This window comes from Spiroplasma poulsonii (assembly GCF_009866525.1).
GTDB lineage: Bacteria > Bacillota_I > Bacilli_A > Mycoplasmatales > Mycoplasmataceae > Spiroplasma > Spiroplasma poulsonii.
In genome coordinates, this window is record NZ_CM020866.1 from 305,038 (window position 1) to 320,360 (window position 15,323).

The 15,323-nt window shown below is 23.4% G+C and carries 17 protein-coding genes; 7 read left to right on the forward strand and 10 right to left on the reverse strand.

The features are described from left to right. The first annotated feature begins 45 nt into the window (after positions 1-45). A complete protein-coding gene (locus MSROBK_RS01645; RefSeq protein WP_040092739.1) occupies positions 46-792 on the forward strand; it encodes an IS30 family transposase in 747 nt (248 codons plus the stop codon). Positions 793-939: 147 nt separating this feature from the next. Here the strand turns inward: MSROBK_RS01645 and MSROBK_RS01650 are convergent, their stop codons facing one another. Beyond that, the gene (locus MSROBK_RS01650) at positions 940-1,833 is read right to left on the reverse strand and encodes an IS3 family transposase (protein WP_206780830.1); all 894 of its coding nucleotides are present in this window, start codon (positions 1,831-1,833) and stop codon (positions 940-942) included. Beyond that, positions 1,830-2,048, reverse strand: coding sequence for an IS3 family transposase (locus MSROBK_RS01655; RefSeq protein WP_052443427.1), 219 nt, complete (start codon positions 2,046-2,048; stop codon positions 1,830-1,832). The genes MSROBK_RS01650 and MSROBK_RS01655 overlap by 4 nt, the downstream gene beginning before the upstream one ends. Before the next feature lie 147 nt (positions 2,049-2,195). Here MSROBK_RS01655 and MSROBK_RS12820 point away from each other — a divergent pair, with 147 nt between their 5' ends. Further along, complete coding sequence (locus MSROBK_RS12820) at positions 2,196-2,567, forward strand: IS5 family transposase (RefSeq protein WP_040093092.1); 372 nt, start codon at positions 2,196-2,198, stop codon at positions 2,565-2,567. Then, the gene (locus MSROBK_RS12825) at positions 2,552-2,950 is read left to right on the forward strand and encodes a transposase (RefSeq protein WP_416375031.1); all 399 of its coding nucleotides are present in this window, start codon (positions 2,552-2,554) and stop codon (positions 2,948-2,950) included. Before MSROBK_RS12820 ends, MSROBK_RS12825 begins: the two co-directional genes overlap by 16 nt. A 311-nt stretch (positions 2,951-3,261) precedes the next feature. Here MSROBK_RS12825 and MSROBK_RS01665 read toward each other — a convergent pair whose 3' ends face one another. Continuing rightward, the gene (locus MSROBK_RS01665; RefSeq protein WP_040092744.1) at positions 3,262-3,588 is read right to left on the reverse strand and encodes a Rossmann-fold NAD(P)-binding domain-containing protein; all 327 of its coding nucleotides are present in this window, start codon (positions 3,586-3,588) and stop codon (positions 3,262-3,264) included. A gap of 267 nt (positions 3,589-3,855) precedes the next feature. On the opposite strand from MSROBK_RS01665, the gene MSROBK_RS12295 reads away from it, so the two are divergent. Beyond that, on the forward strand, positions 3,856-4,059 hold the full coding sequence (locus MSROBK_RS12295) for an Lrp/AsnC family transcriptional regulator (protein ID WP_040092745.1): 204 nt from the start codon (positions 3,856-3,858) through the stop codon (positions 4,057-4,059). 173 nt (positions 4,060-4,232) lie between these two features. On the opposite strand, the gene MSROBK_RS01675 is transcribed toward MSROBK_RS12295, so the two are convergent. Next, positions 4,233-5,555, reverse strand: a complete 1,323-nt coding sequence (locus tag MSROBK_RS01675; protein WP_040092746.1) for an Mbov_0401 family ICE element transposase-like protein — start codon at positions 5,553-5,555, stop codon at positions 4,233-4,235. Between the two features lie 107 nt (positions 5,556-5,662). On the opposite strand from MSROBK_RS01675, the gene MSROBK_RS01680 reads away from it, so the two are divergent. Beyond that, complete coding sequence (locus MSROBK_RS01680) at positions 5,663-7,288, forward strand: hypothetical protein (protein WP_040092747.1); 1,626 nt, start codon at positions 5,663-5,665, stop codon at positions 7,286-7,288. A 150-nt stretch (positions 7,289-7,438) separates the two neighbouring features. Here the strand turns inward: MSROBK_RS01680 and MSROBK_RS01685 are convergent, their stop codons facing one another. Further along, the gene (locus MSROBK_RS01685; RefSeq protein ID WP_040092749.1) at positions 7,439-7,765 is read right to left on the reverse strand and encodes a S1 RNA-binding domain-containing protein; all 327 of its coding nucleotides are present in this window, start codon (positions 7,763-7,765) and stop codon (positions 7,439-7,441) included. A gap of 440 nt (positions 7,766-8,205) precedes the next feature. Between MSROBK_RS01685 and MSROBK_RS01690 the strand changes: the two genes are divergently transcribed. Beyond that, positions 8,206-9,552 (forward strand): ribosome-inactivating family protein, encoded by a 1,347-nt coding sequence (locus tag MSROBK_RS01690; RefSeq protein ID WP_040092751.1) that lies wholly within the window; start codon positions 8,206-8,208, stop codon positions 9,550-9,552. Between the two features lie 89 nt (positions 9,553-9,641). Beyond that, the gene (locus MSROBK_RS01695; protein ID WP_040092752.1) at positions 9,642-9,953 is read left to right on the forward strand and encodes a lipoprotein; all 312 of its coding nucleotides are present in this window, start codon (positions 9,642-9,644) and stop codon (positions 9,951-9,953) included. A 203-nt stretch (positions 9,954-10,156) separates the two neighbouring features. Here MSROBK_RS01695 and MSROBK_RS01700 read toward each other — a convergent pair whose 3' ends face one another. Genes MSROBK_RS01700 through MSROBK_RS01720 form a run of 5 tightly spaced genes read right to left on the reverse strand, consistent with a single transcriptional unit; the run spans position 10,157 to position 15,314 of the window. After that, the gene (locus tag MSROBK_RS01700; protein ID WP_040092754.1) at positions 10,157-12,403 is read right to left on the reverse strand and encodes a hypothetical protein; all 2,247 of its coding nucleotides are present in this window, start codon (positions 12,401-12,403) and stop codon (positions 10,157-10,159) included. After that, on the reverse strand, positions 12,357-12,584 hold the full coding sequence (locus tag MSROBK_RS01705; protein WP_040092756.1) for a hypothetical protein: 228 nt from the start codon (positions 12,582-12,584) through the stop codon (positions 12,357-12,359). Before MSROBK_RS01705 ends, MSROBK_RS01700 begins: the two co-directional genes overlap by 47 nt. A 14-nt stretch (positions 12,585-12,598) precedes the next feature. After that, positions 12,599-13,837 (reverse strand): hypothetical protein, encoded by a 1,239-nt coding sequence (locus MSROBK_RS01710; protein WP_040092759.1) that lies wholly within the window; start codon positions 13,835-13,837, stop codon positions 12,599-12,601. A 13-nt stretch (positions 13,838-13,850) separates the two neighbouring features. After that, entirely contained in the window at positions 13,851-14,120 is a 270-nt protein-coding gene (locus tag MSROBK_RS01715; protein WP_040092761.1) for a hypothetical protein, read from the reverse strand. A 15-nt stretch (positions 14,121-14,135) separates the two neighbouring features. Beyond that, positions 14,136-15,314, reverse strand: a complete 1,179-nt coding sequence (locus MSROBK_RS01720; protein ID WP_040092763.1) for a hypothetical protein — start codon at positions 15,312-15,314, stop codon at positions 14,136-14,138. Positions 15,315-15,323 lie beyond the last annotated feature (9 nt).

Genomic DNA, 15,323 nt, shown 5'->3' on the forward strand with positions numbered 1-15,323 from the left:
TTTACAAATATTTGCAATTTTTTAACAAGTAATGCAAGAAGTCTAATGTTAAATTCACAAGAATTAAGTTATTTTTCTAATGAATATAATAATTTTGGTCGTTCTCCACAAAATATTATTATGTCTTATGAATTACAATATAATGTAAAATTTGGTGTGTGTTTTAAAACAATGTATAAATATATTAGATTAGGTTATTTTAATTTATCAAAAGATAATTTGTATTTTAAAAATAAAAAACGAAAAACAAAAAATGGTGAAAAAAATGATAATCGTGGTGTATTGCTTAATATTAGAGATTATAAGCAATTTTTAAATGATTATGGTGATGATTTTAGTTTTAGTGGAATTTGAGAAATGGATACTCTTGATTGTGGTAATTTTCATTTATTAGTTTTAGTAAATAGGAAATCTAAAATAGTTTTTTATGATATTTTATTTACTAAAAAAGCAAGTATTGTTTTAATGGTTTTAATGAAAATGATTAGACAAATTGGCAGTAATAAATTTAGTTGTATTTTGACAGATAGAGGAAAAGAATTTTATAAATGAAAACCAATAGAAAAATCTTTTAAAATAAGAGTTTATTTTTGTGACCCTGGTAAACCAAAACAAAAAGCATTAGTTGAACGAATAAATAGAGATATAAGGCGATGATTTGGATCAAATGAACCTTTGATTAATATTCGTAGTAGATTAAAAAATGTTTTAAATATATTAAATACTACAATAAGACCTTGTTTAGAAAATTTTACATCAAAACAATATTTTAAAAAAATATTTGTTCATTAATTAGTTAATGTATATAATAAAAATAATAAAATTTATTAATTATTTTTGTGTTTAACAAATTATTTTCATCATTTTAATAATATAATTAGATTTTAGTAAAGGAGAAAAAATATATGTATGGAATGGCAAGGGTTTTTTGGACAAATTTTATGTAGAGTAAAGATTTTTATATTCAATTGGTGTTAAATAATTTAATTTGCTGTGAATTCGTACATTATTGTATCAATTAACATAGTCAAATAATTCTAATTTAAATTGTTCAATATTTTTAAATTTTCTGTTTTTAATTAATTCTGTTTTTAAAATTTTATAGGTTGATTCAGAAACAGCATTATCATAAGGACAGCCTGGTTTACTATAAGATTTTGCAACATTGTTTTTAGCTAAAAGATTGTAAATGATATTGTTATTAAATTCGCTGCCTTGATCAGTATGAAATATTTTAATATTATCTAAAGAAAAACTAAGCTTTTTAAAAGTATTTTCAACTAATTTGGCATCTTTATGAGAACTAACATCATAACCAATAACTTCACGATTAAATAAATCAATTAGAAAGCACACATAATATCATTTGCTATTGATAGCAACTTGTGTTAAATCACTGACAACAACTTCATGTAGTTTATAATTATTAAATTCTTGATTTAACAAATTATGATATTTGTATATAGCGTTTTTGTTACTTTGATGTTTATATTTAAGTTTTGTATAATTGGAAATTAAGTTATATCTTTGCATTATTTTACTAATTTTTATTCGTGATAATAAAATATTTTGTTGTGCTAACATAACTTTAATTTTTCTTGTGCCATAATTTTTACGACTTTTTAAGAAAATACTGATAACAGCATTATCAATAGTATGGTTTGATTTAGGATTATTTGATTTCAATTGATAATAAAACGTTGATCTAGGAACTTTTAGTGTTTTGCATAAATTAGTAATTGCATATTTTTCTTTGTTGTTTTTAATAATTACTATTTTTTGCCTATTATCAGTGTGGCTTGCTTTAAAATATCATTTTCCATTCGTAATTATTTAATTTCTTTTCTTAGATGAATTAGTTCATTTTCTTCTGGGCTTCGATTATCTTTTGCTTTAAATGAACCAGAATTATTGAATTCATAAATTCATTTTCAAACTGTTGATTTACCGACCTGATAGTCACTGGACAATTGTTTTGCTGTTTTACCTGTTTTATAAAGACTAACAATTTGTTGTTTAAATTCATCGGTATAATGATTCTTTGCCATAATTACACCTCCATTTATTAATTTAATTATAATCCTTACTCCACATTATTGTTGTCCAATTTATCTTAACCCATCCATAAATTTAATACTCTTAATGATAGAGAATGGTTAAGATTAACAGGAATAAAAAAATCCACTTTTAATAAAATGTTAGATATTTTAAAAGTTGCTGAAATAGAAAAATTTAAAAAAGGTGGTAAAACTAATAAATTATCATTAGAAAATAGATTATTGATGACTTTATTATATTGACGAGAATATCAGACTTATTTTCATCTTGGTAAAAGTTTTGATATTAGTGAGGCTAATTGTTATCGTAATATTAAGTGAATTGAAGATATTTTAATTAAAAACTCTGATTTTCAACAACTTGCTGGTAAAAAAGCACTAATAAATGATTATTTTAATGATAAAACTATTATTATTGATGCTACCGAAACTCCAATCCAACGCCCAAAAAAAGACAAAAACAATCTTATTCTGGTAAAAAGAAAAAACACACGATCAAAACACAAGTAATTATCGAACAAGAAACCAAAAAAATTATTGCAACAAGTTTTTCGCCCGGAAAAAAACATGATTATGCTTTATTTAAAGAATCAAAAATCCCAATTTTAAAAAATACCAAATTAATAGTTGATAGTGGTTATAAAGGAATACAAAAAAATCACAATAATGTTCTAATACCCACAAAGAAAACAAAGAAAAACCCTTTAAACAAAGAACAAAAGCAATATAATAGACTAGTTTCAAAAATGAGAATTATTATTGAAAATATTTTTGCTATTCTTAAAAAATTTAAAATTATTACAGAAAAATATCGTAATCGAAGAAAAAGATTTGGTTTAAGATTTAATTTAATTGCCTCAATTTATAATTTACAATTATTATATTTAACATAAAATATTTATTTAAAATTAAATAATTTAAATAATAAATTAATTTTTCGTTGTGGAAAAATATTAAATTTTTAAATAAAAAACATAATTAATTAAAATTATATTTTTCTATTAGTATCTTTTTTACAAATATTTGCAATTTTTTAACAAGTAATGCAAGAAGTCTAATGAAAATATTAATAAAATAAATGAAAATGAATAAATTAGTAAAATACAATAAAAAAGTAAAAAATAGTTTTTATACTACTTTTTACTTTTTTATTGTATTTTATTTTTAATTTGTTATAATACTTCTAACTTTTTATGGTTTAGTTTTACAGTATACACCGAATTAAAATTCCATCAGTCATATGTGATAAAACTTTAATTGTGTCATAAAGAGACTCTTTTTGGCCAAGATGAATTTCTCTAGGTTTTAAATATTGTGTATGTCCGCCCAATAATGTCATTGCTGCTTCAAAAGAAACCCTTGTTCTTGTTGAAGGTTCTTCAAAAATCATTGCTAATGTTTTATTTTGTAATAAGGGTGGAATTGCACCATTATAACGAGCAGTTTTTAGTTTTTTCATTAGCGTTAATAAATCCAAGATTTCATTCTTACTAAAATCTTGTGTATCAATAAAATGTCGTAATTTATTCATTGTAATTCTCCTTTCTTTGCTTTTATTATATTTTTCTCGCAACATTTTACAAATTAAGATTCCAATTATTTTATAATTAATTAGGAAAAAATGGATTTTTTTTCGGAAATAAGTTAATATTAAGGCATAAAAAAGGACATTAAAGGATTTTAATCAGTAGCATTAACATTTTAATTATAAAATAATGGTTAAAATAAGGACCTATTGGAATGAAATCAGGTTATTTTGTTTTTTTAATTAAAATTGAGAGGTAATAGTATAATTAGATTGGATGAAATAGAATGGGATATTATTGGGCAGTTGCAAAAAGATAGTCGCATTTCAATACGCAAAATTAGTAAAACAATTAATATTTCTGAAAAAACAATTCGTATGCGAATTAATAAGCTAATGGGGAAAAATATTATTAAACCTATTTGTATTGTTAACGGTAGTATACATTATTTTGAGGTTTTTAATAAAATTAAGTAATTAGAAACAAATTAAGTTTCGCTTATAATTAAATGATAACAAAATTTATAAAAAATTCAACTTTTTTAAAAACATAATTTTTATTTGAATAAATAATTTATAAATTTATGAATTTTGATACACTAAAAAATACTTTTTAAAGTTATTACTAATTTTAAAAGGTTTTTTATTTTTTATAAAGATAAAAATTGCTTTTTAGATTGATTTAAATTAAATATATTAAATTCAATTTTTTCTTTATTTTTATTAGTTTTATCAATTTTTTCTTCATTTGTTTTACTATTAAGTCTTAACATTGAAGCAATTAACATATTGATAAATGTTTCTTTACAATATATTTTCGCGCCACGCCCCTTAACTGCCTTAATGTAGTGTGATATATCACCTTCCATGTGACAACCAATATTATATTCTAATGCTTGATTTTCAATTCCTTCTTTATTATTTTTAATTAATTCAATAGTTTCTAATAAAATTTTCTTTTTATTATCAATAACATAGGGCAAATGACACATTAAAAAATCTAATAATACTTCATAATTTCCAGTAAAAAAATATATTTTTGATAATTTATATTTTAATCTATGAATTTGGTTTTTCTTACGATTTGGGAATAATTCTTTAAATCTTTTTACTAAATGAAATTTATCTAAACTATATGATACGGTGTTTTTTTTATTTTTTGCTTTTATTGCTATATAAATTTTTTTAATTTGTTTTTCACCATCACTTAATATTAATATTTTAGTATCTTCATTAATATCATAAGTATCCATTGATTTAAAAATTTTATCAATAAAATTATCAATATTAGATTTATCATTTTTATTCTTATGATTTTTATTCATCATTTGAAAAACGCCTTTTTTCTTTTTCATTTTTTTTCTGTTTTTTGTTGATTTTTCTTCATCAACACCAACATGCATAGTTGAAAGAAATATTTTATTTTCAACTCTTTTTTTATTTTCTCACATAGGTTCAAATGCCCCATCAATTTGAATATATAAAACATTATTTGGAATTTTAATTTTATTGTTATTTTTATTACTAATGTAATCGGTTTCTTCTAAATCTGCATTTTTAAAAATATTAGATATTGTTCTTTCACTAAGATTAGCGTTTTCGACAGTATCTAAAATATCTTTATATCTTTTTCCATCGCCTAAAAATGAAGTAATTTTATTTATTAAATTTTGTTCATTTCTTTGGTATTTTTTTAAACCTAATTCTTCATCCAAAGGATAGCGGTTTATATATTCATTTTTTTCTTCATCATATTTAACATATATTCGTCTTTTTAAAGTTATATCTCCATCTTCTGTTTTAATTGTTTTTGGTATTTTTGATACAACCTTATATCCTTGTAATATTTTTCCTTGTTGATATAATTTAAATATCTCATTATCTCTTTCAATCAAGAAATTTTTAGTTTCATTGTTTGTTTCTATTATTTTATTTTCTTTATAATTTCCTAATAAATTTTGTTTTAATTCCATTTTATAATTTCCTTTCTTAATTAAAAAAATATTTTAAATTATGCTAGTTAATAAATTGTGATATTTAATACTTAATATTATTTTATCAAAATGGGGGTACATGAAAAATGCAGGATTTTACAAAAATTAATAACAAAAAACGAATTACTATTTATGAACATTTAAATAAAAAATATGATTTGAATTTTAGTGACTATAATTTTGGTTTTGATTGAGAAGTATTTAAAGAATTTGTTGGTGATAGTTATGCCCGATATTTTACTTCGCCAACTTTTTTTAAGTTTGTTTCAGCGGGGCGTGGTACTAATAAAACATGAAATCATTTAGCAGAAAAATTATTTTTTGCTTGTAATTTTACAGATGCTTCATCTAATATTTTACGAAGATATGCCAACACCCACGAAGATACTACATTTGGCGATACAATTAATGTCTGTAATTATCTATATGATAAATATGGGATTGATATAGGACCCGACAATGAAAATGGTATTGTTTGACCTAAAAATGTTAAAGAAGGCGGCGAGATTGTTTTTCCTAGTGGTGTTCGCATTGCTTTTGCGGGTTATGCTAATGGTAATAAAATTATGGGTAAAGTTGGTAAAGGTAGCGGTATTATATCGGCGTGAACAGATGAAATGATACATGCCGAAGAAAAAGAAATCTTAACTGATAAAGAATTAGATAAAAGATATAATAATTTAAGAGTTTCAATGTTTCGTTCTAAAAGTTTAAAAGTATCTTATGAAAAATATACCGATGAAAATAATAATGAACAATATAATCTAGATAATTCTATTCCTGTAAAAGAATTATCTTGGACATTTCAAGAATGAGATAACATAGCAAAACAACATATAACAGTAACAACATATTTTCATAAAACATATTCTAATCAATTTACTTTTAATCCTTTTGATAAATACCATGTATTTTATGAAAAATTTGTAACCCCATATTTACCCTTAAATGAAAGAATTAAAAATATTTTAAAAGAACATAACCAAGTATATTCAGAAAACAAACAAGCATTTAATGGTTTGGGTATTTTTAATTTACGATTAACAATGGGTTCTGTATGAAATAAAATACCTGATATTACTAAAAAACTTGTTTTAGCAAATAAAGAAGAGCGACCTGATTTATTTGAACTTGAATACTACGGTTTTGAATATAACGATAATGACCCCAGTATTTATGTTTTACGAAATTATCGTAAATATATTAAAGAGTATAATTTACAAGATTTTTATAATTCCAATACAAAACAGTATCAATTTGATAGTTATTCAATTGGTGTGGATTATGCTAATGGTAGTGAAGACCATACAGTGTTTTTATTTAGTGGTTATAAAATTAATGAAAATAATGAATATGATAAATATTTAATTGAAGAAAATGTTGTTACACCTAAAAACACAATGAATTTAAATGAAATAGTTGAATATTATGGACAATGAATAATTAATACATTTGATAAATTTGATGATTTTGAATATGCTACATTTCATTATGATATTAATGCCCACGACTTTATGCAAAAATTACAAGAAGATATTTATCCTTATTTGGGTTATAAAATTAAAATGTTTAAAGCCAAAAAACATCAGACATCCCTTAATAAAGAAGCAGGTATAATAAATCGTGTAACATGAATAAGAAAAATGTTTGTTCAAGGCAAAATATATGGCACATTAGATAACTTTCCATTTTTAGATAAATGCATTAGTTAACTAAGATTTAGTGACACCAAAACAAACACACCCGATAGTAAAATGTATCATGACCCATATGATGCTTTGTTTTATGGTTCTTATCCATATCGTTTTAAAATGAGAATATAAAAAAGGTTTTTAAAACCTTCTAACATTTATAAATTTTATTTACTTTTTATTTATTAAATAATTGGTATTTAATGACTTTTCTAAACTAGGTGATTTTTCTTGTATTTCATTACCATCATCATTTTTCAATAGTTCAGGATGACAATTTTTATAACTTAATTTAAGATGTTTTCTAACTGTATTAAAATCTAACACCTCAACTTCAATTTCATCACCAATATCAAAAAAATCTTTAATATCTTTAACAAAGTAATCTGAAACTTCACTAATATGGATTAAACCATCAGCCTTTTCTGCTCTACAAAAAGCACCATAAGGTGTAACGTTTGTTATTTTAACATTAACTTTATTTCCTTTTTTATACATAAATTAAATATACTTCCTTTCTTTAAATAATTTAATTATATCATTAAGACTATAAAAAATCATTTGCAGGAATTGGGCGAGCGGTTGATTTTCTTAAATTTTTGTGATAAAATGACTTACAAGTTAAAAAAATTTTTGAGATTCTTTCAAACAAATTTGGGAACCTTTATAAAATTCTTCGCTTAACGCTTAGAATTTTTCCCAAGTATTTTGAAAAGCGCGGCAAAAGTTTTTTTAAACTTTAAGTTATTTTTCACAAAACTATCGAAAATCACCGCGAGCCCAGATTAATGCAGTATAATCACAATAATAAACATATATTCACCTCCTTTCTAAAATAAACATATTTAAAAATGCTTGACTTGCATATATATATATATATATATAATGTCAATAGGTCTTGATAAAAATTTGCAAGATTAAATAAAGGAAATAACGAAATGAAAAAACTTTTAAGTTTATTAAGTGTATTAACTATTAGTGGAACTACAATGCCAACATTGGTTGCTAATATAAGTTATCCTTACAATAATTCAGATACAAGAATATCTTTTCAAGATAATCATGAAGAATGAGGATGGGGACCATCAAGAGGAAGAATTGATTTTAATGTTTTATCAAAAAAAATTGAATTTGGTGGTTTTGGATATGCTGATAATAAATTTGATACTTCAGTAACTATTCGTATTACAGATGAAAATAAAAATATTGTTAAAACAATTTTTATTAATAAAAATAAATCTTTAAATGATATTATTAGAGAATATAATTTACAAAATGGTATTGATTATAAAAATGGTTATTCTATTGATATTTGATCAGAAAAAGCAAATTCAACAATTTTTCATTATAAAAATAATTTAAATAATCGTGTATGAAATCTTTCAACCGGACCTCATACTGAAAAATTTATAATAATGAATGATAAATTGTGAGAGCCAAATATTTTAATAGAAAAATTTCCTAATTTAATAACTAGACCATTAGTTAGACGAACAAGTAATAATAATCAAAATAATTATGCACCAAATTTAGTAATAGATGAATGAGATGACAATCTTAGTCAATATTATGATTCTTTAATTAGTGTTGTAGATTATTTAAATAGAGAAGGAATAATAGAACAATTTGGCAGAACGAACGGCACTTACCGTTTAACTAACCAAAATGGATATTTTATTATAGGTATACAATTTCAAGGTTTATCTAGTTTAAATAATACTGTTGAATTAGTTTTTGATAGATCAAATTTATATCTTCAAGGATTTATATTAAGAGAAGATAATGGTAGACAAAATAGTGCTGATGGAACATATTATTATTTTTCAGATAGTACTTATAGAACAAATTTAGGAATTAATCATTTAACTAATGTTAATTTAAATTTTGGAGGAAGTTATACTAATTTAATCGCTGATGGAGATCTTAATATTTCTTCACAATCATTATTTAGTTCTTTTCGATTTTTAGCATCTTTTAATAATAGCAATCAACAAAGAATAAATATATCATCAAATTTAATGCGTATAATTTTAGCTACTTCAGAATCACTTAGATTTAACAATATAATTAGTACGATTCAACGTAATAATAATCCTATTTCATGGAGAAGCTATTTCTCAAATTTATTAACTAATTGAGGTTCAATGAGTCAAGAATTTATAAGACGAGTAAATAATATGAATAATGGTGTGCAAATTTGAGATCCTGTTAATGATAATTCTAGTAGAATTTCTCCAGCTTTAATGGCTTTTCTTTTAAATATAAGAATATTAAATAATAAATAATTAAAATTTCTTATAATAGGAATAAATTGAGTTTATTCCTATTTTTAATTAAATTATCAAAATTTATAAAAAACACAAAGGAGATAAATATGAAAAAAATATTAAGTCTTTTAGGAACAATAACTTTAATTGGAACAAGTACAACCAGTTTAGTTGCTTGTAATACATCACAATATAGTGAAGAACAATTAAAAAAACAAAAAGAAAAATACAAAATAGATACAAAAGATGGTATTTTAGAATGAATAGCACCACAAGAAAAACCATTTAATCAAATTGATAATAAATGATATTTTGTTGTATGAAAAACTAATAATTGAAATATTACTAAGTTTAAAAATAATACTTTAATAAATAGATGACATCCAAGTATTGAAATTGACAATAAAAATGAAGATTAAAATTATAAATTAAATTTAGAATGAATAAGGGGACATGGAACAATCGTTATTCGTTCTTATAGTGTTATAAGTGATTGACCTGCTCCTAGATTTAAAACAATTTATCGATGAAATTTAGATACAAATATGCCCAATTTAATTGTTGGTAAAGATGGTATTATAAAAGTTAATTAATAAAAAAGTCATTTATTAAAATGACTTTTTTATATTTCTAATGTAATTAATGATAATTTTTCATTGTTTTTATTAAATAGTTGTAAATTATCAATATTAATTTGTTCTCTTACTGATGGATATAAAAATATTACACTATTTGATTGTTTTAGAAAATTAACAACCGCAATGTTTGAATAAGATTTTTCATCTTCAATACCATTTTTATATAAATATCAAACATTAAATTCTATTAATTGTAAATATGTATCTCTATCTTTTCCGCTGACTTTAGTTCCAATTTGTGTTTTTTCGATTAATTCTAAGTTTATATATTTTCCTTCAATAATTTTTTCATTTGGTTTTTCAATAAAAATATTTATATCATAGCTTCCATAACCTCATATACCAGATATTTCAATTTGATTTAAATTAAATAATTTTTTATCATAAGTTATTTTAATATTATCTACAACTAAATTTTTAGTCATATCCATTCAAAATGTTTTAGAATAAAGTAATCTATATCGTTGTGAATAATAGTCTAAATAGTCTTCTATTTTGTTATTAGAAACAATTAAACTAATTAAATATTTACCATATTCGCCATCAGATAATTTAATTTCTGCTGGAATAAGAGAAGGAATATTGTTTGTTTCTAATTCATTTGTTATTGATAATCAATTAAAATAATTTGCTTCTAATTTATAAATAGGGTTTTCTGAAATATCTTTGTTTTTAGAATTTATTTTAATTTCATTATCATCATTGTTAATGTTATTTTGTTGTTTTAAATTTCAATCTGTAATTTGTCCTGTATTTGGATTAATTTGAGGTTTAAGAGGTTCATCAATACCATTTCATCGATAAATTGTTTTAAATCTAGGAGCAGGTCAATCACTTATAACACTATAAGAGCGAATAACGATTGTTCCATGTCCCCTTATTCATTCTAAATTTAATTTATAATTTTCATCTTCATTTTTACTGTCAATTTCAATACTTGGATGTCATCTATTTATTAAAGTATTATTTTTAAACTTAGTAATATTTCAGTTATTAGTTTTTCAAACAACAAAATAATACTTATTATCAACTGTATTAAATGGTTTATCATTTGCATAAACTTCTTGTCAATAATTTATTGGTTCAGGTGGAATGGGGGCGTTATCACTAAAATTAAAATATAATGAATTTAATTGAACTTTACAATGTTCGAATAATCAATATCCTATTTCTGTTGTTGAATTAGGGGTTGATATTAATTCAAAATAATATGGAGCAATTAATTTAACATCATCATTATAACCTTTATTAATGGCATATTTGCTATACGTATAATTTGAAAGCATATAAATAATTTGTTTAAATCTTTTAACAGATTGATCATTAATAGATGTAGAATTATCTAATTTTCAGTTTTCAAATAAACCATCAATAACATCTTCGGGTTTTTGTCCTTCAAATTTTTGACGTAGTTCAGCTGCTTTATTGTTAGGATTACCTTTTTCATCGTATTTTGCCCCCTGAAATTTTCTATCATAATTATAACGATATGTTAAATAATTTAATAAAACTTTTTCTAAACCATTCTTATTTACTAAATCTAAAATATCTTTACCTTGAATATAGTTTTGGGCGATACTTCATGGTAAAAAACTTTCGGTAAATCAATACTGAAATATTCGTACATTAGGACTAGTTTCAATTGGCATTGATAATAATGGAACTAAACTAGCATTTTCAATATTTGATGATGGATAAGAATAAACACCATTGACATTACCTCAACACTTAATATTTCCAAACAACATTGATTTAGGGTACTTAATTTTAATCCCAGTAAAAACAGTATTCTCGGGCAATGATTTTTGTAAAACTAAGTGAATACTATTCTGATTTTTTCATTTAAAATCAGTCACTTTAACTAAATGAGTAGATTTAATAATGTTAACTTCATCTGGTGAATAAGGGCGTTTGTATTCTTCAATGATATAGCATTCATTTTTATTGTCTTCGGTAATTGGTTCATTAATAGATACTACTTTTAAGTCGTAAGATTCTAAAAATGTTTTATCTTGTTTTGAAATATCATTAATTAAGATATCTTTTTCATCAATCATCACATAACTTGTACTATTATCTTGGATTGTGGTGTTTTGCTGAATTTGTAATTTAAAATTAAAGTCACTAATTTCATAACCAATAATTTTAATATATTCATCTTTGTCAATAAAACCGATTTTAACGCTATTTTGAGAGTAGTTTAAGGTAGGTTTTTGTTTTTGTCTTAACAAGATTATTAATTTTATAAATATATAAGGTTCTGGCACGGTCTTCTGTAAATAATTGTTCTAAGTCAGGGTCGCTATATTGTGATTGATTAGCAAAATCTAGCGGAATACTATCAATTGAATAATCAATTGGTTCATCATTTTCTGATAATTGTGCTAACATTTTTTCTGATGGTTTTAACATTATTCTTGTTCTTCTTATCCATTAGGTATATTGATAATAGTTTCGTTATTTTTTAGTTGTCTGTTTAAAGTAGCATTTACTGGTAAACGAATATCAACAATTAACTCGTCAATATTTTTAATATTGAATGTTCTACCGTTTAAAATCGCATTATCATATTTAATTAACTTAATAATAAATTCAGTTAATTTAATTTCTCTAATATATATCATTTGTTCATATGATGCGTTTGTTTGAATATTTACTCCCGCAACTTCTGCTTGAGTTTGTTGGGCTCCTTTAGCGATTGCGGGAACATAATGGCGATTTATTTTATAGTAATTAGTTAATAATCAATCATATATTTTGGTTAATTGTTCACCTTTAAAATTACCAGCAATATAGTCTACTGGTTGAAAATTACTATCAGGGTCTCCTTCAACTAATAACAAGTCATTTTCAATAAATGAAGCTAACATTTTGCTAATTTCTTGGTCAACTACACCAGTAACTCCATTAGTATTAATGGTAAATTTACCACTATTTAATAATGGGTCTAACATTATCTTTTCAGCAATAATATCTAAAATACTAGCGAATTGTTTGCCATAACGAGCAGAAGGTTCAAAATTAGGGTTGTTAGGAATAATTTCAATTGGAATAAAATTAAGTGGTAATATTTCTTTTCTTTGTAATGTTGTATAGTTATTTCATTTTACATCATCAATATATAAATCGGTAATAGTACTGTATAATCGTGTTTTTAACTTTCTAATAACTTTTACTTGTTTAGTTATATAATCAATTTCTAATTTTTCAGTAATAAAAACACTCTGGTCATTTTTAATATAAGGATCATAATCAAAAGTACAAGATACTAAATTACCCAATTCGTCATATTGGTCATTGTAAAAATCAATCGTAATAAAATTAAGTTTTGAATTATTAGCAAAAATAAAGTATGCACCTTTACCATTTTTATTAATTTTATATTCGTTATATCAATTCTTATTAGTAAAGTCTTGCATTTTTAAAAAGTTATTAATTAATTTAGTATCTAATTGTTGATTAGTAAGTGGATTATAAATGCTAATTTCTAAATCTCGTGGATTTAAAAAATTAGCATTATCTTCACAAATTCTTTTTTCTAAAATTTCATTATGTTTTTGAACAGTAACATTTTTACGATTAGTAATCGTTGATGCTAAATTAAGATAGTAACTATCAATATCATATTCTTTTTTTAATTTCTTTTTGGCTGGTAACAATCCCATTTATAACACCTCTTTATTTTGTATCTTCTTTTTTAATAACATCTTCAATACTATCTTGTTTTTGTTGTTTGTTATGAGTTTTGATAAATCTAATAGTTTCAATAATTAAAACAACAACCCCAAAACCATTAAGCATTGCACCAATAATTACATATGCAGGTCAACCAATCCCTAATTTAGTAGGTCCTATAAAACAAATAATAATTCCTGCGATAAAAAACAATGATGAAACTCCAAAGATTTTCAAAAACATAATTACATCTTTAACTTCTACTTTTGGCATAAAAACATCTCCTTCCTAACTTACTTTTTTTCTTTCAATATACAATCCTTTAATTTCAACACTATTTGATATTGATGATAATTTAAACTCACCTTCAGGAAATAATTGAATGGTAATTCAACCACTTGGATTATTTCCATATGATATTCCACTTGCTAATTGACCTTTAAAATTTATATGCGTAATTATATATAGTTCTATCTCAAGCGTTGTATAACACCATAAACGATAATAATATTCTGACTTATTAAAATTTTTAATTTTATATCCTTTAGAATCTTGAACAAAATCACTAGTATTAACAACTTCTCAATCATTTGGTATTTTAGGTAAATCTTTTTTCTGTAAATAAAATTTATCAATATATTTAGTAGTACCAAAGGTATCATCTGTACTCTCAATTCCTGCAACACCACCATCGATAACATCATAATTCGCAACTATTTTACTTCCACCAAAACTAGGGTCTCAAATTCTTAATTCCCCTGTTTCAACATTAAAATCAGCATTATTATTTTTACTGGCGTTTGACATTAAAGTAATTTTATTTTGTTTTAAATCTGAAACTTCAATTTTTCCATCATCATTTTTAATGATAGTTTTATTATCAAATGGAACATTTATTTCATTATTGTTATTTTTAACAATACTTTTATTGTCAATCTTAATTTTTTCTTTTTCTATTAAAGCATCAACTTCTAATTGTGTATAATATGCTTCTAAATCTATCATTGTTAAATCAATATCTTCTTTTTGAAAAGTACGAAACATTTTCTTTAAAGTTGTTAGATTAGCTAATGATTTTACATAGGTGGGCAATAAACCTTGTCATGTTGCCATTGGGTCATTTTGAGAAGAATAATTAATATCACCAACATTCATAGATGCTGAAGTAAAGAATTCAATCGGAATACGATTAAATATTCAGTGTTCAACCGTAATAAATACCATGTTAATACATATTTTCTTCAATAACGGGTCTTTAAATGTTTCAAACTTTAATTTTGAAAATGGATAATTCAAATAGGAATTAATCATATTTTGGGCTCTTAAAGCAAATGTTTTAAATCATAATTCTACATCACCTTTAAAGAACTTATTATAACGAACTGGAACTTGTGTAATTTTACCTGTCATTGGATTAAAATTATTATAATTTTCCAAAGTAACATTTTGTCATAATTCATTTAACATTTAATCATC